Raw genomic sequence first — 21,051 nt, forward strand, 5'->3', positions numbered from 1 at the left:
CAAGCTCGCTGGTTGGCATGCTTGGCGGTTTCGTCCGCCCCCGCTGCTCCTGCAACGAACGCGAACACCGGCTCGGTCAGCACGGACCGAGCCGCTGCTTCTTCCTCGGCAGCAGTCCGGGGTACGGTAAGGCCGTCGCGGGGGCTCCTTACCCCATGACGACCATGCGGGATGGTTTGATCTTCTGTCCGCGCAAGCGCCAGCCGGTGATGGCCATGGCGGCGGTGGGCACGGCGTCGATGCGGGTGGCGGTCTTGCCGCGTTCGGGTTTGTCGGGGCGCAGCTGGTCGGGGTCGCCGGGTGGGCTGCGGACTTCGACGTTGTTGAAGCACCATTCGGCGACCGGGTTTGCGTGATGCGACCAGCTGCGAGATTTGGTCAGGGTCATCAGCTCGGTCATCCCGAGCGTCATGCCCTTGAACGTCTGGGCGACGGGAAACATCCGCACCCGCGTGCGCTTTTCCAACTGCTGCCGGACGGGTTCACCGGACCATTCGTCGTAGGAGATATCAACGACGGTGAACGCCGCACAGTCGGCGACGATGTCGGCATAGATGGTCTCGTAGTCGATGACCTCGCCCGGCGTGACCGTGATCCAACCCTGCTCGGCCCAGCGGGAGACGCGCCGGTCGGTGTGTTGATCGAGAAAGGCGACGGCGGCTTCCGGCAGCCAGAACCGCCACAACGCCGACACCGCACCGTCTAGGCCGTTCGGGACGATCAGGCACCACGCCGTGAGGTCCATCTTCGCCGCAAGATCCAGCCCGGCAAACGCCGGGCGGCCGGCCAGCCGCCGCCGCAGCGTCTCGGGTGACTCAAAAGAAGCGCCGGTGCAGGCGGTGTAGAGGTGCATCGGCATCCACCGGGTGGCCTGCGAAACCCACTGATTCAAACGGTATTGCCGGAAGGCGTTCTCCCGAGCCGGATCATTGCGCGCTTCGCGGGCCTCCTCCCGCAGCGAGCTGATCGACAGGAAATCACCGAGCGCGGGATTGGCGAAGAACCAGTTGCTCTCATCCCACGGATCCGCATCCGGCGGGGTGTTCCGCAGGTAGACGAACCGGTGCGTGGCGCGCTCGGGCTCTCCGGCGATCCGGGAGCATTCGTCATGCTCGGACTTCGCGAACGACGTGGGGTCGTTGCCCGCGGTAGTCGCGGCGACCATGAGCGGCTGCATCCGGGTACCCATGCCGGTGCGCATCGCCGACCACAGCTCCCCGTTGGGCTGGGTCAGCACCTCATCGAAGATCACGCCAGAGGGGTTGTGGCCAAGGTTGCCCTTGGCGTCGGCGGCGACCACTTCGTAGAACGACGCGGTTTTCTCGTCCACGATGCGCTTGATGTGGTCCTTCACGACCAGGCGTCTGGACAGCACCGGGGAAAGCTTGACCATCCGCGCGGCGACGTCGAAGACCTTCGAGGCCTGCGGCCGGTCCAGGGCGCAGCCGTAGATCTCCGCGCCCTCCACACCATCGGCGACCAGCAGGTAGAGCGCGATGAACGCCAGCAGCTCGGACTTGCCGTTCTTGCGCGCCAGTTCGATCCACCCGATGCGGAAGCGGCGGACGTAGGCGCCCCATTCCTCGCTGTAGGCGACCTCGCCGAACAGCGGGCGCACGATGTCGTCGCGCTGCCAGTCCGAAAGAACGAATGCGGTGCGCGCCCACCGATCCTTGGTATGCACGCAAAGCTCTTCGCAGAACGCCACCGCATGATCAGCGCGCGGAACGCAGAAGTGGTCACCGACCTCGGTGCAGGTGTTGTCGTCGAAGGTCCACCCGCAGACCGCGACCTTGGTCGGTTCGTCAGGACAGGAGCCGTTCCGCGCCGGGGCCCGGTTTGGCATCGGCCACCTCGGTCTTCAACGCCTGCCGATCCGACGGAGTCAACCCGAACCGCGCTGCGTAGGTCAGAAACGCCCGCTCGGCCTCGCTCTGCACCTGCAACGCAGGATTGCGCACCAAGCCGGTCGAGCCCTGCACCAGCAGCGCGGAGCCGTTCACCAGGGCGGTGGCGGCCTTGTACCTGGCCAGCGACTCGCACAACACCGTGAAGGCGTCGGCGTCCCACGGCGTCAGCACATTCCGCGCAATCAGCCCCGGCGCGAGGCGTTCCCAGATCTTCTTCGCCTCATCCGACAACCACTCCGGACACGCCACCTCCTGCTCCGGCGGCACCGGCTCATCGTTGTTGATCCGATCCTTGCGGTCCCCGTGCAAGATCCGCAGCTGCGTCGGCTTCGGCGCAGGACCACGCTTACCCACAGCCGATCACCTCGCCTGAACATTCCAGCCCGCAATCGCATGCCGGGGACTAGAGTGTGATGTTCGCCGAGTTGCTGGGCCGTCTGGGGGTAAAGATTTCGGTCTTGCCTCTGCCGCGGTTAGCAGCGCGTCTAGGGTGTGCGTCGCACTGGAGTCGAACCGTAGGAGCGGAGCCGGATGGCAGACGGATTTCGCGTTGACCTCCCTGCCTTGACGAAGGCTTCGGAGGGCGTGAACGACACCATCACCGCGATGGCGAAGAAGCGAGTACATGACATCGACTGCCCCGCCGATGGTTTCGGTCATGATCGGCTGGCCTCCACCGTGGCCGAGTTCTGCGAGCGCTGGGACCTCGGAGTGACGAACTTGACCGAGGACGGGCAGGAGATCGCCGGTCGGTTGGCTCACTGCGTTCAGGTCTACCGCCAGACTGACGAGGCGGTCCGCTCCCATTTCGAAGGCATCGTGCAGCGCACCGCTGGCGACGATCCGGCGGCGCAGTGATGGCAGCTGAACTCGGGACCACCACTGACCCTAGGGCGCTCGTTCCCGGCTATGCGGACGCGGTTCGCGCGACGGCCTCTGCGATGAAGGCGTATGGAGAGAACCTGCACGAAGCAGGTGCGGGTTTGCAGCGTATCGAGACCTCCGAAGGATGGGAGGGCGAGGCGGCCGAGCAGTTCCGCTCCGCCTTCGACGGTGAACCAACGAAGTGGCTGGACGCCGGAGATTGCTTCCACGACGCGGCCGGTGCGCTGGAGCGTTACTGCGAAACCTTGACCTGGGCGCAAGAACAAGCCAGGGAAGCGATCGTGCTGTGGGATTCGGGCGAGGCTGCAACCAGCTACGCCAGGAAGCAACACGACCGTGCGGTCGAGCAAGCGCAGCAACAAGCGCCCCAAGGCGCAGGACCGGTCACTATTCCGTTCAACGATCCTGGCGAAGCGAAGCGACAACAGGCCCGCGAACTCCTTGATCGTGCTCGCACCCAGCTTGCGACAGCAGGCGAGCAGACCGCTGACGTCGTCGGTCAGGCACGGGACAAGGCTCCGGAACGAAGCTGGCTGGAACAGGCCGGTGACGCTATGGGACAAGCGGCGGGCACGGCGCTTAACGCCCTCGCCTCGTTCGGCAACGCCGCGCTCAACCATCCGGAAATGGTGCTTGGTGTCGTAGGCGGCGCCGCGCTCACCGCAGTCAGCGCGGTTGGGGAAACCGCCGGCGTGGTGTTGGATGCCACAGGCGTTGGGGCGATCGGCGGAGTCCCGTTGAACGTCGTCTCGACGGCAGGCGTCGTCACTGGTATCGGCATCGCGGGCACCGCAGCCATGGCGTTGGGTGCTGAGGCCGCGGGGGACGACGCTGTCGAGGTCGTTGATACCGACGAAGTAGCGGAGGCCGACGAGTCGACGCAGGACAAGGATTCGCTGTCGCCATCGGATCGGCGTTCCGTCGAGTCCTATGAGAAGCGGATCAAGGAACACGAGGAGAAGTTGGAGGCGTACAAGCGCGATCCCGAAGCTTACGATAATAAGGGCTTTCTCAAGAACGCCCCGAATGACGAGGTTCGACAGAAGATCTTCGACACTCGTGTCGGCCATCTGGAGAAAGAAATCCAGACCTTCCGGGACAACATCGACAAGGTTTACAAGGGTAAGCAATGAGTGAAAATGACTCAGTTGTGTCTGTCGAGGTTCTGCGCCAGGTATTCAACGCGGCGCTGGACAGCCTGCAAGATCGGGTAGGCGACACCGTCGAGCTCGACAAGGATTTCTTCTGGTCGATCCCGCAGGAAGCGAAGTACGACAACTACACACCGCCGGAGGCGGACCAGTTGACCCTCGGTCAACTTTCGGAGACGTGGAACAACCTGGTTCGCCTCGCGGAGCCTGGTGAAACAGTGCCGACTTACGCATTGGTGTGGATCGGTGACGTCCTCAAAGCATTGGGGTACCAGGTTCCTTAACTGCTGCCTGCGCGAGGTGCCCCGTAGATAGTGCGGGGCACCTTCGCTGTTCCTACGTCCCGGAGCTGCGGCCTCGGCCGGGGCTGGCGGCGCGGCGGGAGAACGCGCGGCGGATTCCGGCGGCGGCGCGGGCGATGCGGTTGCGCATCAGGTCTCACCTCCTTCTTCGTTGGTGGGCATGGGGATGCCGAGGGTCCGCGCGACGGCGTAGCCGTCTAGGTACTTGTCGCCGATCGCCATCAGCCGCGCAGCCTTCAGGAAGGCGTCTTTGTCTTCGCGGGTGCGGAAGCAGACTGCGAACCAGTACTCCGAGTCCGTGGCGAGTCGGAAGCGTTCGTCTTCGCGTTTGGTGCGTTCACGGAAGCCCTTGGCGAGGGCGTCGAGTTCGGCGGCGGAGTCGGCTTCGATGTCCCCGGTGTAGTTGACGCCTTCGAGTGGGTCGGGTTCGGGTTCAGCATTGAGCTGCGCCAGCAGCTCGTCGTGGCTCGGGCCGCTGGGTGCGGCGCTGACCTGCAGCTGCGCTAGCAGGTCGTCGTTAGGGTTGGAGTCCACGTCGGAAGATCTCCAGGTCTGCGAGTGGGAACCAGTCGAGAATGCGTTGGTAGTCGTCGGGCGCGTTCTCCTTGATGGGTGCGAGGAACCGGTAGTCCATGCCGTCGAACGACCTGGCGAACCACTCGTATTCCGGTGGTAGCGGGCAGTTGTGGCGTTTGAGTGCGGCACGCACGTCGGCGATGCGCCAGTCCCACACGGCGCTGACCTTGCGCAGATGCTCGCGTTGGGGTCCGTGGGTGACCATGGCCATCCGCCGGTTCGGCGAGTCCGCGGCTCGTACCCCGTCGGCGTTCCATGCGTCCGGGAGGTCGAAGTCGTCGCGCAGCATCCCGGCGATTTCTTCGTAGGTGGGTTCGGGGAACTGCGCTGCTTCGATGATCGCGAGGCGTTCGGGTGGCTGGAACAGGAAGCTGTTGAGCCATCGGTAGAGCGAGGGGTGGGGCAGGTTGATGATCTGGGTGTCGAAGAAGTCCTCGTAGAAGGCGAGGCTGTCTTCGACGAACTTCAGGCCCGGCACGAGGTAGAGGTGGTAGGGGATGACCTCGCAGCCGGCCTCGCGTAGGGCTAGCCAGGCGGCCAGGGAGTCTTTGCCGCGTGAGAACCCGAGCAGGACGGGGGTGCCCTCGTTGGCGAGCTGGGCTCGGATGTCGGCGGAGGGGGTGATGCCGTCGATGGTGATCACACGATTCTCCCGGTTGCGCGAACTGGGTTCGCGTGATCGAAGTTGGTTAGCATGGTGGGATGCCCGATCCGATCACCGCACGTCAGCAGCGGGTAGCCGAGCTGCGCGCCCAGCTCGGGCAGGCCGCCGAGCAAAAGGACGCCTGGGAAGCGGAGCGGAATCGCCTGATCATGGAGCTGGCCGCCCTGGGTAACAGCAACCGGGGCATCGCGCCGCACGCGCGGCTCAGTGATGTCGGGGTCGGCAAGCTGATCCAGCGGGAGCGCGCGTCGGCCAGCGAGTGATCCGGGAGCCCGGAAACCTGGCGGCACATTTTCAGGCCTCGGCGGCTTGTGCCCTACTGGGCCCTTGAGGGGGCCCTCCCCTGGGTAACGGCGGCTCATGGGGTGTTCCAGCCCCCTTTGGTCAGCCGGTGGTGTGCGGTTGCCCTGGCATGGCAAGCGGCACAGAGACCACGGCCATGGGCAGGATCATCAGGATCAAGGGCCTTGATGACCAGCTCGCGGCGGATCAGCGGCCAGTGATCGGCTACTGTGGACGGTTTGGGACAGGGCTTGCCCTGGTGTGTAGGACAGTCCAAATCGCATCGGCAGTAGCGATCTCGGGCCAGTACGGCAGGCCGGAAACGGGACCGGTGCCCAGCGGTGTAGCCCCGTTGGGCCGAAGTTCCCCCGGCCTGGCGGGCACGGCTACGGCAGCCAGCACAGCGGCCACCAGCGGCAGTGAGCTCGGAGCAGCCAGGCCGGGTGCACGGCCTACGGGCACGGGCAGGCACGGGGGCTCCATGTGGATAGGCCACTGCCCCGGTACAAAGGCTGTACCGGGGCAGTGTGCGGGGGTGGTCGGTTACCTCTGCCATGCCTCGGGCAGGAAGCCACCTCGGCTCAGCCACTTGTCCAAGTTCTCGAAGTGGCCCACCAGCTCATCAGCAAGCTCAAGGTGGCCAGCTGGGTCGGTGGTCTCCTGGCGGTACTCCCGGACCACGGTTCGGAGCTGCTCAAGGGTCTTGTTCGGGTCCATCAGGCCACCACCATCAGCCCAAAGGCCTTTTCCTTGACGGCCTTGGCCTGCCCCAACAGTGCCCGCTCGGCCCGGACAGCACCGGCATTCTCGGTGTCCTTGACCGGTGCAAAGTGGTCAACATACTCGGTGATGGCCTGGTATCCGGCCCACCGGGTACCACGGATGTTCTCTTGGGTCTCGGCGGTCCGGAACAGTCCCAGCAGATCTTCCATCCTCTTGTCGTCGGTTTCCTTGACCAGGGAGTTGGCATCCTCATCCGGCTTGGGCCAAATCTGCCGGATCAACTTCTCAAAGGTCTTTCCGGGTAAGGTCTTGTTGATCATCTTCTCGGCTTCGGCCTGGAACTCGGCCACATAGGACCAGGTGAGCTGCAGAGCTTCCCTGGCTTCCTGGATTCTGCGGTGAGCTCCCGGGGTGTGGCGGATGGTGAAGCTAGATCGGAAGTCTCGGAGTGCGGCGGCTTGTGTGTTGGCGCAGACTACCCGGACCGGGGTGGTGATCAACCGGAGTGCCCGGCGGCCATCATGAGAGTTCATGCCAGCCAGGTACAGCTCCATCTCGTCGACGCCACCCACGGTCAGCCCCTCGGGCAGCTTGGTAGTGACGAACACGTCCCGGCCACCCCGGAGGCTCCCGGCAGTCTCCACGAAGCCACCGGACTGATCAGTGATGGCCTTGATCATCTCGGCCAATTGGTCATTCTGGATCGGGGTGTAGTCCAGACCTGCAACCCCCAACACCTCGGGGCTGCGGGTTTCCGGGTTGTCTCGGATCACAGCTTTGTGATCTGGGACCTCAGTCGGCACGGCGGTGTCATCCTGATCCACCTTGCGTGAGTCATCCAGCCCATCGTGGTCACCGGTCGCGCACAGTTCGTCGTGCTGGTCTCCCAGCAGGTGGCCGCACTCCACACACTGCAGACCGGGCACCAAAGCCATCAGCGGCTCGGTGCGGACATTCCACTCGGCCAGATTGGCCTTGACCATGGCCTCATCCACGGACATCGGTTCCGGGGTGATCTCCCCTAACCGGTGCCAGGCATGTATCCGGGCGGAGGCAAATGCGGCGGACCCATCTGAGAACTGTTCAATCTCATGTGCCATGAAAGTAGTGCCCCTATTGTCAATGCACAGCGGAATTGCTGTGCGGTTTGTGTGTCGGCACTACACACATTAGTCACAGGAGATTCGGAGTCAAGCGGTTTGGAGAAATTTCCCAGACGGATTTCTTGGCATTTGATCGCCGGTGTTATTGGCCAGCGAAATGGCGGTCCGTGCAATTCTAGGGAATGCGCGGAACAGGGATGATTTGTTTTTGCGTTCGAGTCGGTGTCTGGGCGTGCGGTGCGCAGTGATGGACGCTGGGTCGAGCAGGAACGGGCCGGGCACGGGAGAACGGTGCTGGGCGGCACCGCGCCCACGCCGGGTGAGTCTGGCCAGTCGCACGTCGGCTCGGGCGGCCTGGATGCGGGGCAGCTCCCGCAGGCTGGCCAGGACGTAGCCGGGCAGGCTGACCTGGGTGTCTTCGCCGTGCTCGCGGTACCAGGTGGCGGGATCGGCCGTGATGGTCACGGTGAGAGAGATCGTGAGCATGTCGCGCACTGCTGCGCTCCTTCCTAGGCGAGAAAGCTGAGGACGAGGTGCCGGGGCTGACGCGTGGTCGGCCCCGGCGGTAGGGCTATTTCGCCCGGTTGGGGCACGGCAGTTCGGTGACCAGCACTTCGTTCAGGTGCGGCGGGGGCTCGGTTGGCGGGGTCAAAACGACCGCGCAGGTGTCGAACCGCCGGTCCGCCGGTTCGACCGGATTCCGCCAGCCGAGCTGATCCAGGAGGTTGTGGACCTCCACCACTGTGGGGAGGTAGTCCTCTTCGGTGGAATTTTCGCCTACGGCCCCGTGGATGGTGACTTCCATGCAGCCCTCCTTGTGGAAGGCAATACCGCAGCTCAGGGTTGGCATCAGGGTGAAGACCCCGACGAGGTACGTCGCCAGCTGCGGGTTATCCATGTGGGCAGTCTTGGAGTAAAGGTGTCCGTACTGCCGGGCCGACTCGCTGCCGGATGTGCTCGGATTGCTCATGTCGATCGCTCCCGCTCCCGGCTGATCAGGAGTTCTGCTTTGGGCAGGGCATCAGCGGAATTCCGCTTCCGAAGACGGGGCCATCCACGCCCGCGTCTTCGGTGATCAACCAGAAGCTGCAGACGTCGAAGCGCTTGTCCTTCGGGTCACGGGGGTTGATCCAGCCGAACTGGTAGAGGTAGTCGCAGACGAGGCCGGACACCGCGTCCAATTCCTCATCGGAGGCGTCCCTGGTGACAGCGTTCGCGATCCAGATTTCGAAGCATCCGCCCGTGTGGAGGGCGACGCCGACGTGCCAGTCGGCGGCTGCGGTCAGGTCCCGCAGAATCGTTTCCGCCAGCTGGCGCTTGCTCATGTGCGCGGTCGCGGTGAACTTGCTTCCGTAGAACCGGAACTCAGGTGCATTGACAATCCTGAGATTTGAAAAATGGTCAGACATGAATGATTGCCTCATTTTGTTGGCACAGAAATTCTGTGCGGCTTCTGTGTTCGGCAATCTCCACATTAGCCATAGAGAAACGGGTGTCAATGCAAGATTTGAGTAGTGAACCTCTCTTTTGGTTTTGCGTGAAGCGTGTAATTCGGAACAATGGAAAGCGGTGGCGAGGAATAAGTGTGGCCCCTCGGTACACCGAGGGGCCACTGCCCATCTTTTTCCTGGGTTTGCCGACACAGAAACCAGACAGGGCATGAGCATCATGCCGGAGGCCGGGGCGCTGTGTCGAGCCTGGCGAGAGGCCGGGGCCTGCATCATGAGTGCGACGCAGGCCCCGGCGGGCTCAGGTGCGGGTGACGCGCACCCACAGCGGGCGGAATCGTTCCTGGTTGGAAACCGGAAGGATCTTGGTGTACCAGTCGTGGAGCTTGTGGGCTCCGGCGTCGGTCATATGGACCTTCAGCCGGGGATCGGGCGGAGTGATGATGAACCCGCGCTTCGCCGCTTCGTCGATGGCGTTGGGGTCGGCGAGGGTGGGAACCGCCCAGGTCCAGTGCATGTCCAGGGCCAGCACGTGCAGGACGCGCAGGATGTCCAGGTCCTCGGAGAGCTCATCGCGAAGCTCGCTCTCTGCATCAGCCCACGCCTGGTGACCGATCCCAGACGCAGCGTCTTCGCCGTTGTAGGGGCTGCCGCCCATCGTGAGAAGTCCCTTCGTGGCAGGAAACCGGGTCCGCATGGGGTGGTCACCAGGCGATGACGTGGCGGAGCAGGACCTGGAATCGGTCCTGGCGGATGACCTGGTCCAGGGCGTTTCTCCAGTTGGTGAGCGCCTGGTGGCCCTTCTCGTTGAGGAACAGCACCGTGGGCAGGAAAACGGGACGGTCGACTAAGCCCTGTTCGAGGGCTTTCTCGCGGGCCTCGGCGGTGGTGATCTCCTCCAGGTTGGGGGCCCAGCCGACTTGCCGGAGCGCGTAGAGGACTCGCATCACGTCGGCATTCTCGGACAGCTCTTGGTAGAGCGCGTCCACGCCGGTGGTCTCCGCTGAGCTAAGCTGTTTTTTGTCGGATGGTGACGTCATTCTTTGTCTCTTTCTGGATGGCGGCACCACTGGCCACGCCCCGGGGCTGTTGCAGCAGTCGCCGGGGTCCTTTCTGGTCGTGGTGCCTGTGGATTCCGGTCTTCCAGCAGGCAGAGTTTTTCTGTACGGCTGAAATTGCTGCCAGATTAGGGATTGTCGGAATGAACGGCAAGCATTGTAAATGCCGGAAACATCACCAGTGTCGACCGTGAATTCGTGTTGTTGAGAATGCCGGTTGACGGGAAGCGTGCTGGGGTTTGGCTTCCCGTCAACCGGGGCCGGACCGCGCGCCAGCGCTAGCCGCGACTGGAGGTCCGAGATTGAGGTCTGGGCAGACTTCTACCCAGCGAGGGCAGTATGCGTGTCGATGATCGTCATTGTCAAACGCCGACGCTGAGGGTGTCGTGTTGTTGTTGCTGCAGCAGCAACGCGGCGAGCTGTTGCCACTGGTCCAGCGGCCAGGTGGCCTCGCAGGCGCCGCAGGTGGCTTCGGCTCGCTGCACGTCGATGGTCAAGGCCGTGCGGCGAAGCGGGGCTTCGTCGTTGCTGTCTGACCACACGCTGACGGTCGTTTCCCAGCAGGAGGGACAGGCGTGACCGCGCAGTGGGTACCGCCGGGGCGGGTCCAGCAACGTGCGGATGGCGTGCACCCAGTACCCGGCGCGGTCGGTGGCGTAGGTGAGGTAGTCGGGTGCCTCGTGCTGCCAGCGTTCGGCGTGGGCGGCCCAGGCCCGCACCTGATCTACCGGTGCGGGTGGGACGTGCTCCCCGAGAACCGCGAGGGCTTGCCGCATTTCCACGCCGATGTCGGCGGCGAGGGCGAGCGCGTCCATCGCGGCCGGCGGTCTTGAACCGGTGGCGGTTTTGCCGGTGTGTTCGCTGCCCGGCTGCACCGCGTCGGCGAGCTGGTCGAGCAAACTTGGCACAATCGCCTGGTCCTGAGCGAGGACAGGTCGGGTGAGCTGGTCGATGGCGGCGTCGAAGGCGATCCGCTGCCGCAGGGCCTGGTCCGCGTCGGTGAGCTGGCGGGACATGACAAGGGCCTCCTGACAGTCGAGGGCGTGCCGGTGGGTGCTCACGCCGGGACCTCGTGATTGCTGGACTTCGTGGCACGGTGGGCTGCTTCGATGCGCGAAGGGTGCGCGTGGATGCGCAGGTCGCGGTGTTCTTCTCGACCCGCCGGGGTGCGGCCTTTCCGGCGGCAGCGCACGTTCGGCGCGGCACCGCATGCGGGGCAGGCCACGTTGAGCGCGGTGTTGCGGTCTTCGCTGCGATGCCAGTTCATCTGCTGGTAGACCAGCTCGATCCCGCGCTTGCCTGCAGCGGTGTGGCGGGCACATTCGGCGGCCCGCTGCTGCTCCGTGGGCCTGGCTCCTGGTCGATTCGCCTTGGCTTGCCGCGCTTTTCGGATGCTGTCGAGGATCATTGGCGGCGTGATGCGCTGCGTGGAGTTCTTCGACAGCGCCAAGATCGCGGCCTCGACCTCGACTTTGTCGCAGCCCGCCAGGGCTTCCTGCCACGCCATTACGTCGGCAAGGCCGATGGTGCGCTGGTCGTAGGCCGAGGCCAGCGCCAGCAGGCGGGCGATATCGCCACGTGGGATCAGCTCGTTGGCGGGCACGGTCACGAAGCCACCCCCGCCAGCAGCTCACGCAGCGGTGCGGCGATCGACGACGGTTGGCGGCCGTCCTCGACGTCCAGTTGCTCGGCGAGGCGCAGACCTGCCAGGACACGGGCGTCGGTGGTCGCCAGGCCGCCGCGGCTGGCGGTGGCCTGCTGGATCGCTGGAGTGCGCATGGCTTCGCCGACCAGCTCGGCGAGCAGACCGGGGCCGACGCGTTTGCCCGACCACAACCGCAGCCCTGCGGCGACCTGCTCGCCGGGAATGCCTTCGGCTAGCAGCCGTGCGGCTTCACCGGCCAGACGGTCGGCGACCTTGCGGGGCTGTGGGGGCACGTGTTCGGCGACCAGGCCGAGCGCTACCCGCGCTTCCGCCGGTCGCGGAGCCGGCGCCGGGGCCGGGGAGTTGGTGGGGAATTCGACGACGATCGGTGGGGTGGCGGCGCTGTGCTCGCGCGGTACGTCACAGGAACCCGCCCTATCAACGTAAGTATCTATATCGGGACGGGTCGGGTCGGGAGAAGCGTGATTCACGCTGTGAGTCACACGCTCGTCACGCGTGACAGAATCCCCTGACCTCGTCTTTTGATCACGAACCGCGCGCGTTTTGGCCTGCCGTTGCGCGGTAGCATGGCGCTTGCGTTGCACCTCGGCGCGAGTCGGTTGGTAGTCATTCCAGTCGTGAAAGATCCATCCGGCCTCGCCGTCGTGTTCGGCCGGAACCCACAATCCGACCTCGACGAGCTTGGTGGCCTGCCGGGCGGTGCCGTAGCGCAGCGCGACATCGCGCGGCACAAACCCGTCGGAGAGATTCGACGCGCACCACGAACCGGCCAGCGCCCACAGCCCCATCGCCGCCGTCCCGGCGCGACGGGCCTTCTTGTGGTCATGCAACGAGTCATCGATCTTGAACCACGCCATGCGTGCGGAACTCCCTTGTATCAAGAAGAAACGCGGTGGGACGGCAGACCCAGCCGCGAACGAATGCGCCCAGCGGTGTAGGTGGTCATGCGGCAGCGCTCGGCAATCTGCACATCGGTGCAGCCCCTGGCGTGCAGCCAGGCAACGACCAGCTCACGAGCGGACGTGGACAACTCCTCGGCGACCAGCTCGCCGGAAAGGCAACGCCGCGCTTGCTCAGCGTCGGCGTGCACGGCCGCGCAGATCATGCGGCATCAGTGGCGCATAGCGAGTCCAGCAGGCCGAGGTCGACCGCGTAGACCGGCTGCGGCTTGCCTCGGTTGCCCGAGCGGGTATCGGTGCATCGGCTGTAGCGACCGGTCGGCCGCAGCATTCCAATAGCGACCAGGCGCTGCACGGTCGCGCCGATCGTCGGCGGCCGGATCCACGACGGCAGCAGCGGACGCCACCCGTTGGCCGTGGTCTGCCACTGCGAATCCCCAGCGGCGTCCCGTAAAACCGCCGACACCACAGCCTCGACGTGATCGTGATTGCGCGGATCACCAGCGATCAGTGCGCACACCGCCGCCACCATGTCGTTCGGCACAGGGCTAGCTGCCGTAAGTCGCGCCATCGCCATACGGGCGCCACGTTCGAGATCTTCCGGTGTCCACAAGGCGCTCTGGCCCGGTATCGGATCCCACGTGAGCCCGGAGGCAGACGCCCGTGGGCGGCGGGTTCGCCGCGTAGCGATGACGGCGCTCATGACAGCAGTCGGAACGACCGGACTTCGGTGATCTCCTCGCACTCCGGGATCACCTCGGGGTGCAGCGCCTTCACCAGCCTTTGGCTCAACGCCACCCGAAGCGTACGCTTCCACGACACCACCGGGCGACCGGCCACGGTGCCGATCTCAGCGTCCCCCAGCGCGTTCTTGATCTTGTCTTGGAGGTCGGATCGCATCCGGCTCAGGTTCTCGATCTTCGACTGCACCTGGCGCAGCAAGCTCACGTACTCGGCCAGCGCGTCCACCGCGACCGACTCACCGTCGGGCTCGGCAGGGGTGGCAGCGACATTCGGTGAAATGGGCATGACAAGGCCGCCTCCTCGACGGCCAGAAGCAACTCGGGGCGGATGACCAGCAGAGAATGCGCGCCCGAACACCCACACCGAGAGGGATGTCAGGCGCATCGGTAACAGCGCTAACCACACGGCCAGCAGCGCTTCAGGCGTGCCGACATAGGCGCGACGACCACGTAAACCGCGCACGGATCCCCCTTCCGACGCACTTCCCCAGCCCGTGGGAAACCCACGAGAAAACGCCATAGGCGGTGAGAACCCGACGTAACGCCGGGTAGTCACAGCCTTGATCAGCCAAGGGTGCGTGTCAAGTAGATACCGCAAAGTCCTATTGTGTGTTCCATATGTGACACGGTCGGCATGCTGGCTCCCAACGAAAGTTGATCGCGCCTACGGCAAGTGGCGGATCTCTTCGTGTCTCAATGAAACCGCAGGTGGGTCGGCCATAAGATCAAGCAAGTACTTGACCAAGGTGTGCCTAACATCGGGCGCTGAACACAACCAGAGTTGTGACTGAGATCACATTCCAGAACAAGGGGGGCGCGGCAAGGTGGCCGAGCAAGAGCAAGAGGACTCTCGCATCGTGGCACTGGTGCGACGCCACGCAGGCGACCGCAGCGTCCGGGAGATTGAACGCGCCAACGGCCTACGGGAGGGTTCGCTCCAGCACTTCCTCAAGCCTTCGCAGCGCGGCAAATGGCCTCACCTGTCTGTCGTCGAACGCTTCGCCAAGGCGCTCGGACTGTCGGTAACCGAAGTTAGTCGAGCCTTCGCGGCAGACTCGGGCATCGACCTCGAGCCAGATGGCCTCAACCAGGACGAGCTCGACCTCGTCGCGAGCTACCGCGCACTGTCTGAGCCCGCCAAGTCGGTCATGCGCGACTGTCTCGCGCTGTTGGCCAAGCAGGCTGCGGACCACGAGGCGCAGAGTGAGTGACGGGAATGTGATCTCACATGCTGAGATCAACTTACCTGTGTTTAGGCCGAAAGGGTGACGCCTCGTTCCCGTCTGCCCTAAATGAGTGAACTGGTATATGTCGAGGGCTTAGCGTGCCAGCCGGTAGTGCGATCACTACGGCGTCGGGGGACGCCGAGCGTCGCGATCGACGGGGACTGTCCGGCGCTGCGCGCTACTGGGTGTGCGAGGAGGAGCGCAGTGGCCGAGTATCCGCTCATGGTGGTCGCCAAAGACATGGACTACAAATGGGAAATCAGGACCAATCCCGACGCTAGCTGGACGATCGCCATCCGAGAAGGCACCCCCGCCACGAACTTCGCTGCGATCATGATCAGCGACATGGAGGTTCAACGGCGCCACCTGTGGGTGAGAAGGCTCCGATTCGGAGCGCGGGTGCGGCTCGCCTGGCACGTTCTCACTGGATCAGAGTGCCTTGCAGCCTGGCCGCGAGAACAAGAACCGCCCGACAGAACAGTGCCCGCGTGGCAGGCCTCGTCTACAGGACCTTCCGGCTACTGCAGTCGGCGTAATCGGAGAATCGGATCGGCTGTATCGGCAGGTGAAACCGAGGGTAGCTAAGGTCTGCAACCTTATGAAGTCACTCGTATGGCAGCTCTCGTCTCATCAGGCGAGCATCGTAATTTCGGCCTGCAGGCCGGTAGCCTCTTGGCGGAACGCCGGGAAGGAGGCGATTCGATGGACGAGAACAATGCCTTGGGGCGACGGCTCAGGGAAGTCCGCGCTTGGCGGCAGCTCTCGCTCCGGGCCACTGCGGAGCTCGCAGGGCTGTCACATGGGTACCTCGGGCAGATCGAACGAGGTGAGAAGCCGGTCACCAGCCGTGCAACGCTTGAAGCGTTGGCAAACGCCTTGAGAGTGAACCCGACCGAGCTGACGGGTTCGCCGTATGCGCCGACCGATCCGATCGGAAGCGATGCGCACGCTACTTTGCGTGAGGTCGAAGCGGCATTGTCTACTCTGGACTTGGGTCTCGACCCTGGCGTTCAGGCGAGGCCGTTTCAGGAACTCGCCTCCGAGGTCAATCACCTAAACGCAGTCCTGCGTGTCGCAGCCGACTATGCAGAGCAAGGGAAGATCGTTCCTGGCCTGCTCACCCAGCTCCACGCGGCGTATGTGCAACAGCCGGAGAACAGAAAAGGCGTGCTCGTAGCCTTGATCCACGTCTTTCATTCGGCAGCGGTCTTGACCAAGAATCAAGGCGTTCGCGGGTGGCCTGTTATGGCGGCCCGCCTCGCTGAGCAGTGCGCACAAGAGCTCGAAGAACCTGAATGGCTGGGGTTCGCTGCGTGGCTGCGCGGACATTCCTCAGGTAGTCAAGGACGAGAACAGCAGCGTCTCCTTTCTCTTCGCGCGCTAGATCAGCTCGGAGGGGCGATCGACAACCCGAACGCAGCGCAGGTCGCGGGGATGCTTCACCTCAACGTCGCTCTGGCGGCCGCGGCACGTCGTGATGCTGAGTCCACCTGGTCACATCTCAGGGAGGCTGAGCAGTTGGCCTTGCGTCTTCCTCGCGAGCGAGAGAACTTCGGGTTCCTTTGGTTCGGGCAGGACAACGTTGGAATCTGGCGAGTTTCCCTTGCCACCGAGCTGGGCGAAGGTGGCAAGGTGGCGGAGCTAGCCAAGGGCGTCCGTCCGTCATCTATCCCAGCAAAGGCCAGGCAAGGCATGTTCTACGCCGACCTTGGTCGTGCGCTTGTTGCGGAACGCAAAACGCGTGACGAAGGGCTTCGTGCACTCCTAACGGCGGAGACTATTGCTCCGCAAAGAGTGCGTTCTGTTGACCGGATTACTGGGCGACACGCCGTCTAGATGGGGCTGCTTGTCACTGGGTAGTCGGTAGATCTGGTCCACCTTGATCGGAGAGGTGGACGAGGGTGTTTGACGAGGTTGAACGTAATGTCGGCTCGATCCGGCTTCCGCGGTGGGGACGAGTTGTGTCGGCTGCGGGGTCGGTGCCGTGGCTGGTGGTCGATCCCGATGGTGTGCCGGTGGAACCGGTGCGTCGGTTCCTGGTTGAGTTCGTGGCCCGGGACAACCGGCCGGGCTCGGTGCGCAGTTATGCCTATGATCTTCTGCGGTGGTGGCGGTGGCTGCGGGCCGTTGGGGTGGACTGGGACAAGGCCACCCCGGCTGAGGTTCGGGATCTGGTGCTGTGGCTCAAGCAGGCTGCCAAGCCCGGACAGAGGCCGCGGACGAAATCGGCAGGCACTGCGGGCTGTGTCAACCCGATCACTGGCAAGCGCCATCAGGGAGACCAGTACGAGCCGCGAACAATCCGGCACTCGAACGCGGTGCTGCGGAGCTTCTACCAGTTCTGGATCGAGGACATAGGTGCGGGCCCGCTGATCAACCCGGTGCCGCAGGAGCGGGTCAAGGGGCGTCGGCCCAACTCCCATCACAACCCTCTGGAGCCGTTCCGGGCTGAGGGCCGTCTGCGCTACAACCCCAGGGTTCCCAAACGGAAACCTCGGGCGATGCCCGACGAACGGTGGAACGAGCTGTTCTCGGCTATGCGCTCCAATCGGGACCGGGCGATCCTTGCGGTGGCGGTCAGCAACGGCGCCCGAGCGTCGGAACTGCTCGGCGTTCGAGGCGTCGATTTGGACTGGGGAGATCAACTGGTCCGCGTGATCCGTAAGGGCACCCGCACAGAGCAGTGGCTGCCCGCCAGTTCAGAGGCGTTTGTGTGGATTCGCCTGTATTTGGCCGATATCGGCGACCTGCTGGATCGAGACGAGCCGCTTTGGCTGACCCTCCGCCGCCGTGACCGGGGCACCGGACTGCGGCGTCAGCCGATGAACTACGAGGCTCTGCGTGCGGTTTTCCGTCGCGTTAACGCCGTCTTGGGAACGAACTGGTCCATGCACGATCTCAGGCACACTGCGGCGATCCGGATGAGCCGGGTGAACCTCCGCAGCCGCCAAGGCCGACGCATCACCAACGACCACTTCCATCTGCTCGATCAGCGGCGAACCGGCTCCGCCGACCATCTGCCAATCGAGGATGTCCTGCGGTTGCTGCGCCAGCTACCGGACTGGCCAGGCCGCGCCGAGCACCAGAACCGGATCACCAAGGGTGCCCGTGTGATCTTGAACTGGCTGCTTGAACACCCCGGTTCAGGCTGGCAGGACAGATGGGTATCGGCCGGGGCCGACGGCGGCCCGGATTGGCTTGACGGGCTCGCGCCGGAGGACACACGTCAGCCTCACACCAAGCGGTATCAACACCTTGTCGGGCTGGCTGCCTTGGTGCTGTGTCGAGTGATCGTGCCTAACTACGACTTTCTTACCCGCTACCGGTCCAACAACCTGTTCGACCGGACACGGATGGTCATCTCGCCGAAGTCGTTCGCCCGCGTCGAGCGCGCCGCGATCGAACGGGGACTCAGCGCCCGCGAGCGCGGTGAGGCGTTGAGCGTGTGCAGCAAGATCGTGCTGCGCACCGGCAAGGACCTCGACCAGGTGACCGCGGAGGACGTGCTGGAGTTGCACGCCTGGAGCCATCGCCACTGCGGCAGAGCGGTCCGGGGGCTGCACCTGGCTTGGGATCTGCTCAGCGTGCTCGGAATCACCCCGGAAGGCGTCACTCTGCGGGCGGCCCTGAAACGAGGGCAACTTCGCACCGGGGAGTTGGTCGACGACTTCGATATCCAGTGCCGGCCTGTCCGCGATGTCCTCGTCCGCTATCTCGACGAGCGTCGGCCGGCGATGGACTACGGCTCGTTCCGCAGCCTGGCCAGCCACCTGGCCGGGCGTTTCTGGGCCAACATCGAGCAGCACCATCCGGGTATCGACACCCTGCACCTGCCAGACGAGGCGGCCCAGGCATGGAAAGAACGGGCGCGATTGTTCGTCACCAAGGACGGACAAACCAGGGAGAGCAAGGACTTCCACCGCCTCTTCATGCGAGTGAGGGCCTTCTATCTCGACATCCAGGAATGGGCGCTGGAGGACCCCAGCTGGGCGCCATGGGCGGTTCCCAGCCCAGTGCGCAAGATCGATACCCAGGGATATATCAAGTCCCGCAAGAGGATTATCTCCGAGATGCACCAGCGCGTCCGAGAGCGACTTCCTCATCTTCCGCTGTTGGCCGACGTCGCCGAACGCCTCCGGGCCGAGACAGCGGCGTTGCTGGAAGCCGCCGGCGAGCACGATCCGGGTGAAGTGTTCGACCACGCAGGCACTCGCTACCGCCGGACAGCCCCCAAAGCGCTGACCAGGACAGCCCGCCAACAGGCGAACCTTCCTATCGAAGCGCAGAACCTGGCCACCGATGAGACGACCAACCTGACCCGCCGCGAAGACGAGGCGTTCTGGGCCTGGGCGGTCGTCGAAACGCTCCGCCATACCGGCATCCGCCTCGAGGAACTACTGGAGATCACCCATCTAGCGTTGGTGTCCTACCAGCTGCCGGATACCGGTGAAATCGTTCCCCTGCTGCAAATCGTGCCGTCCAAAGGAAATGAGGAACGGCTGCTGCTAGTCAGTCCCGAGTTGGCCAGTGTCCTGGCCACCGTCATCACCCGGCTGCGCAAGGACAATGATGGAGCGGTCCCGCTCGTCGCCCGCTACGACCCGTATGAGCGAGTCACTGGCCCGCCCCTGCCGCACCTCTTCCAGCGAGCGTTGGGCTCCCGCCACATGACTATCAGCGTCACCACGGTCTACAAGCTCATCAACACAGTGCTGGCCGCTACCGGTCTGCGGGATGCAACAGGCCAGCCGCTGATCTACACGCCGCACGACTTCCGCAGGATGTTCACCACGGACGCGGTGACCGGCGGGCTTCCGGTTCACATCGCAGCAAGGTTGCTTGGTCACAAGACCGTGGCCACAACGGAAACCTACCTGGCTGTTTTCCAAGAGGACTTGGTGCGCTCTTACCGCGCCTTCCTCAACAAGCGGCGAGCCATGCGGCCGCAGGCCGAGTACCGCGAACCGACCGCAGAAGAGTGGCGCGAGTTCCAGCAGCACTTCCAGCTTCGCAAGGTGGCGTTGGGAGACTGCGGCCGTCCATATGGGACGCCGTGTCAGCACGAGCACGCGTGTTTGCGGTGCGCCATGCTTCGGATTTCTCCCAAAGAACGGCCCCGCCTGGTCGAAATCATCGGCAATCTCAAAGATCGCATCCAAGAAGCGAAGCTGAACGGGTGGCTCGGCGAGGTCCAAGGACTCGAAGTCAGCCTGAACGAGGCCACAAAGAAGCTCGTCCGCCTGGATCGCATGCGTGATCGACAGCCCACCGGCCCAGTCAACCTCGGCATCCCCATCATCCGCGACCCACAATGACCGACCTCGCCAACACGGCCCCAACATCACACTGGTGCCGCGATGTCGATACCCACAAGGTGCTGAACCCTGCCCGTCGATCATTAGTCCGGAAAAGAAACAATGTGTTTGTGCGCGAAGCTGTGGCTGACCTGCTTAGACAAGCGCGGCGCGATGCGGGAGGGCGTGAATTGCGAGGTCTCGCGCATCGCCTGGGGGTTGCACCAATCGGGTGAGATTGCCGAGCGTGTACTTCTAGTACACAAATCGTCCGGCTAAGCCGCCAAAGTACGGCGCATGCACGGACAGGAACTGCAGCCGGGGTACATCAGCAAGCAGCGGGCTAACTGTTCTGTTTCTGGGTGCTTCGGCTCTTTTCGTGTCCGGCGGGACGACCTCGCGCGCAGCAATTGCGGCCACTCCAGGACGCTGTCGCGCATGGCGAGGTCGTCTGGGGCCGAGTGCGACTGCATTCCTCCTCGGGCGCACTCGCCCCTCAGCTGCCGAGGGATCGTCAGTCCCCTCAACAGCCGCCGTTGTGACGGTCCCTCGGTATCCCAGTGCTGGGTCTACGGAAACCCCCGGCCCGTAGGCCCAGCACTGCCACTTACATCGCTTGATTTGGGTTGTGCCGAAGCCCTTCTCGGCACCGAAGGAGCCCCTACATGTCCTCGTTCGACTGGAAGAAAGTGCCGTGCCGCGACATCTCGCACAGAGCTCGGGATCTTCGGATCGCGCGCACTGAACGCGGGGCGAAGCTGCTCGCTCCGCCCTCGGAGGTTGTGCACCTCGACCTGCAGGCCATCGAGAGCTTGAGGCGGATGTTGCTGGAGTTGGCCGATGAGCTGATGAGAGAGAAGAGCGCCACTGGGATGCCTCTGCCGAGGGGAAGCATTGAGGCATGAGGTACCGCTTCCACGTGAGGGCCCAAACCCTCGTGCCGTGCGAGCCACTGGCGACGTTGACGGCATCGTATGGCCCACAGGTGATCGGGAAGTGGATACGCTGCTGCGTGAGCGTCAACGGTTGATGTACCGGATGCTGTGCCGCCTCCACGGTCTTCCGGTGGATCTCTCGTGATTTTGCACTGCGTGCCCACAGGATGCGGACCAGCTGAAACG

At 64.2% G+C, this 21,051-nt stretch carries 25 protein-coding genes; 8 read left to right on the plus strand and 17 right to left on the minus strand.

Annotated elements, in window-relative coordinates:
- Positions 1-148 precede the first annotated feature (148 nt).
- Positions 149-1,846 (minus strand): terminase large subunit, encoded by a 1,698-nt coding sequence (locus ACRXBZ_RS27365; protein WP_433881523.1) that lies wholly within the window; start codon positions 1,844-1,846, stop codon positions 149-151.
- Entirely contained in the window at positions 1,806-2,264 is a 459-nt protein-coding gene (locus ACRXBZ_RS27370; RefSeq protein WP_433881524.1) for a phage terminase small subunit P27 family, read from the minus strand. The genes ACRXBZ_RS27365 and ACRXBZ_RS27370 overlap by 41 nt, the downstream gene beginning before the upstream one ends.
- A 177-nt stretch (positions 2,265-2,441) precedes the next feature.
- Between ACRXBZ_RS27370 and ACRXBZ_RS27375 the strand changes: the two genes are divergently transcribed.
- Genes ACRXBZ_RS27375 through ACRXBZ_RS27385 form a run of 3 tightly spaced genes read left to right on the plus strand, consistent with a single transcriptional unit; the run spans position 2,442 to position 4,230 of the window.
- Entirely contained in the window at positions 2,442-2,768 is a 327-nt protein-coding gene (locus tag ACRXBZ_RS27375) for a DUF6317 family protein (protein WP_433881525.1), read from the plus strand.
- Positions 2,768-3,928, plus strand: a complete 1,161-nt coding sequence (locus ACRXBZ_RS27380; RefSeq protein ID WP_433881526.1) for a putative T7SS-secreted protein — start codon at positions 2,768-2,770, stop codon at positions 3,926-3,928. Before ACRXBZ_RS27375 ends, ACRXBZ_RS27380 begins: the two co-directional genes overlap by 1 nt.
- 17 nt (positions 3,929-3,945) lie before the next feature.
- Positions 3,946-4,230: a hypothetical protein gene (locus ACRXBZ_RS27385; protein ID WP_433881527.1), complete on the plus strand. Its 285-nt coding sequence runs from the start codon at positions 3,946-3,948 to the stop codon at positions 4,228-4,230.
- A gap of 147 nt (positions 4,231-4,377) precedes the next feature.
- On the opposite strand, the gene ACRXBZ_RS27390 is transcribed toward ACRXBZ_RS27385, so the two are convergent.
- Both ACRXBZ_RS27390 and ACRXBZ_RS27395 read right to left on the minus strand, forming a co-directional pair.
- Entirely contained in the window at positions 4,378-4,782 is a 405-nt protein-coding gene (locus tag ACRXBZ_RS27390) for a hypothetical protein (protein WP_433881528.1), read from the minus strand.
- Positions 4,766-5,467, minus strand: coding sequence for an adenine nucleotide alpha hydrolase family protein (locus tag ACRXBZ_RS27395; RefSeq protein WP_433881529.1), 702 nt, complete (start codon positions 5,465-5,467; stop codon positions 4,766-4,768). Before ACRXBZ_RS27395 ends, ACRXBZ_RS27390 begins: the two co-directional genes overlap by 17 nt.
- A 59-nt stretch (positions 5,468-5,526) precedes the next feature.
- Between ACRXBZ_RS27395 and ACRXBZ_RS27400 the strand changes: the two genes are divergently transcribed.
- Positions 5,527-5,751: a hypothetical protein gene (locus ACRXBZ_RS27400; protein WP_433881530.1), complete on the plus strand. Its 225-nt coding sequence runs from the start codon at positions 5,527-5,529 to the stop codon at positions 5,749-5,751.
- Positions 5,752-6,313: 562 nt separating this feature from the next.
- Here the strand turns inward: ACRXBZ_RS27400 and ACRXBZ_RS27405 are convergent.
- The 13 genes from ACRXBZ_RS27405 to ACRXBZ_RS27465 all read right to left on the minus strand — a co-directional run bounded on the left by ACRXBZ_RS27405 (position 6,314) and on the right by ACRXBZ_RS27465 (position 13,696).
- Positions 6,314-6,487, minus strand: coding sequence for a hypothetical protein (locus ACRXBZ_RS27405; protein ID WP_433881531.1), 174 nt, complete (start codon positions 6,485-6,487; stop codon positions 6,314-6,316).
- Positions 6,487-7,593: a DUF932 domain-containing protein gene (locus tag ACRXBZ_RS27410; RefSeq protein WP_433881532.1), complete on the minus strand. Its 1,107-nt coding sequence runs from the start codon at positions 7,591-7,593 to the stop codon at positions 6,487-6,489. Before ACRXBZ_RS27410 ends, ACRXBZ_RS27405 begins: the two co-directional genes overlap by 1 nt.
- A 90-nt stretch (positions 7,594-7,683) precedes the next feature.
- On the minus strand, positions 7,684-8,091 hold the full coding sequence (locus ACRXBZ_RS27415) for a hypothetical protein (RefSeq protein ID WP_433881533.1): 408 nt from the start codon (positions 8,089-8,091) through the stop codon (positions 7,684-7,686).
- Positions 8,092-8,167: 76 nt separating this feature from the next.
- Entirely contained in the window at positions 8,168-8,566 is a 399-nt protein-coding gene (locus ACRXBZ_RS27420) for a hypothetical protein (RefSeq protein WP_433881534.1), read from the minus strand.
- Between the two features lie 25 nt (positions 8,567-8,591).
- Complete coding sequence (locus ACRXBZ_RS27425; protein ID WP_433881535.1) at positions 8,592-9,062, minus strand: hypothetical protein; 471 nt, start codon at positions 9,060-9,062, stop codon at positions 8,592-8,594.
- A 283-nt stretch (positions 9,063-9,345) separates the two neighbouring features.
- Complete coding sequence (locus ACRXBZ_RS27430) at positions 9,346-9,702, minus strand: hypothetical protein (RefSeq protein ID WP_433881536.1); 357 nt, start codon at positions 9,700-9,702, stop codon at positions 9,346-9,348.
- A gap of 46 nt (positions 9,703-9,748) precedes the next feature.
- Positions 9,749-10,084: a hypothetical protein gene (locus tag ACRXBZ_RS27435; RefSeq protein ID WP_433881537.1), complete on the minus strand. Its 336-nt coding sequence runs from the start codon at positions 10,082-10,084 to the stop codon at positions 9,749-9,751.
- 380 nt (positions 10,085-10,464) lie between these two features.
- Complete coding sequence (locus ACRXBZ_RS27440; protein WP_433881538.1) at positions 10,465-11,118, minus strand: DUF7341 domain-containing protein; 654 nt, start codon at positions 11,116-11,118, stop codon at positions 10,465-10,467.
- Between the two features lie 41 nt (positions 11,119-11,159).
- Positions 11,160-11,711 (minus strand): zinc finger domain-containing protein, encoded by a 552-nt coding sequence (locus ACRXBZ_RS27445; RefSeq protein ID WP_433881539.1) that lies wholly within the window; start codon positions 11,709-11,711, stop codon positions 11,160-11,162.
- Positions 11,708-12,625 carry a hypothetical protein gene (locus ACRXBZ_RS27450; RefSeq protein WP_433881540.1) on the minus strand — a complete coding sequence of 306 codons (918 nt, stop codon included), beginning with the start codon at positions 12,623-12,625 and terminating at the stop codon, positions 11,708-11,710. The genes ACRXBZ_RS27445 and ACRXBZ_RS27450 overlap by 4 nt, the downstream gene beginning before the upstream one ends.
- A gap of 20 nt (positions 12,626-12,645) precedes the next feature.
- Positions 12,646-12,873 carry a hypothetical protein gene (locus tag ACRXBZ_RS27455; RefSeq protein ID WP_433881541.1) on the minus strand — a complete coding sequence of 76 codons (228 nt, stop codon included), beginning with the start codon at positions 12,871-12,873 and terminating at the stop codon, positions 12,646-12,648.
- Positions 12,870-13,211: a hypothetical protein gene (locus ACRXBZ_RS27460; RefSeq protein ID WP_433881542.1), complete on the minus strand. Its 342-nt coding sequence runs from the start codon at positions 13,209-13,211 to the stop codon at positions 12,870-12,872. Before ACRXBZ_RS27460 ends, ACRXBZ_RS27455 begins: the two co-directional genes overlap by 4 nt.
- Before the next feature lie 155 nt (positions 13,212-13,366).
- Complete coding sequence (locus ACRXBZ_RS27465; RefSeq protein ID WP_433881543.1) at positions 13,367-13,696, minus strand: hypothetical protein; 330 nt, start codon at positions 13,694-13,696, stop codon at positions 13,367-13,369.
- A 538-nt stretch (positions 13,697-14,234) separates the two neighbouring features.
- Here ACRXBZ_RS27465 and ACRXBZ_RS27470 point away from each other — a divergent pair.
- From ACRXBZ_RS27470 to ACRXBZ_RS27485, 4 genes are all read left to right on the plus strand, one after another.
- On the plus strand, positions 14,235-14,621 hold the full coding sequence (locus ACRXBZ_RS27470; protein WP_433881544.1) for a hypothetical protein: 387 nt from the start codon (positions 14,235-14,237) through the stop codon (positions 14,619-14,621).
- 717 nt (positions 14,622-15,338) lie between these two features.
- Positions 15,339-16,472: a helix-turn-helix domain-containing protein gene (locus ACRXBZ_RS27475; protein ID WP_433881545.1), complete on the plus strand. Its 1,134-nt coding sequence runs from the start codon at positions 15,339-15,341 to the stop codon at positions 16,470-16,472.
- 65 nt (positions 16,473-16,537) lie between these two features.
- A complete protein-coding gene (locus ACRXBZ_RS27480) occupies positions 16,538-19,951 on the plus strand; it encodes a tyrosine-type recombinase/integrase (protein ID WP_433881546.1) in 3,414 nt (1,137 codons plus the stop codon).
- Positions 19,952-20,595: 644 nt separating this feature from the next.
- Positions 20,596-20,835 carry a hypothetical protein gene (locus ACRXBZ_RS27485; RefSeq protein WP_433881547.1) on the plus strand — a complete coding sequence of 80 codons (240 nt, stop codon included), beginning with the start codon at positions 20,596-20,598 and terminating at the stop codon, positions 20,833-20,835.
- Positions 20,836-21,051 lie beyond the last annotated feature (216 nt).

This window comes from Saccharopolyspora hattusasensis (assembly GCF_050972075.1).
GTDB classification, from domain to species: domain Bacteria; phylum Actinomycetota; class Actinomycetes; order Mycobacteriales; family Pseudonocardiaceae; genus Saccharopolyspora; species Saccharopolyspora hattusasensis.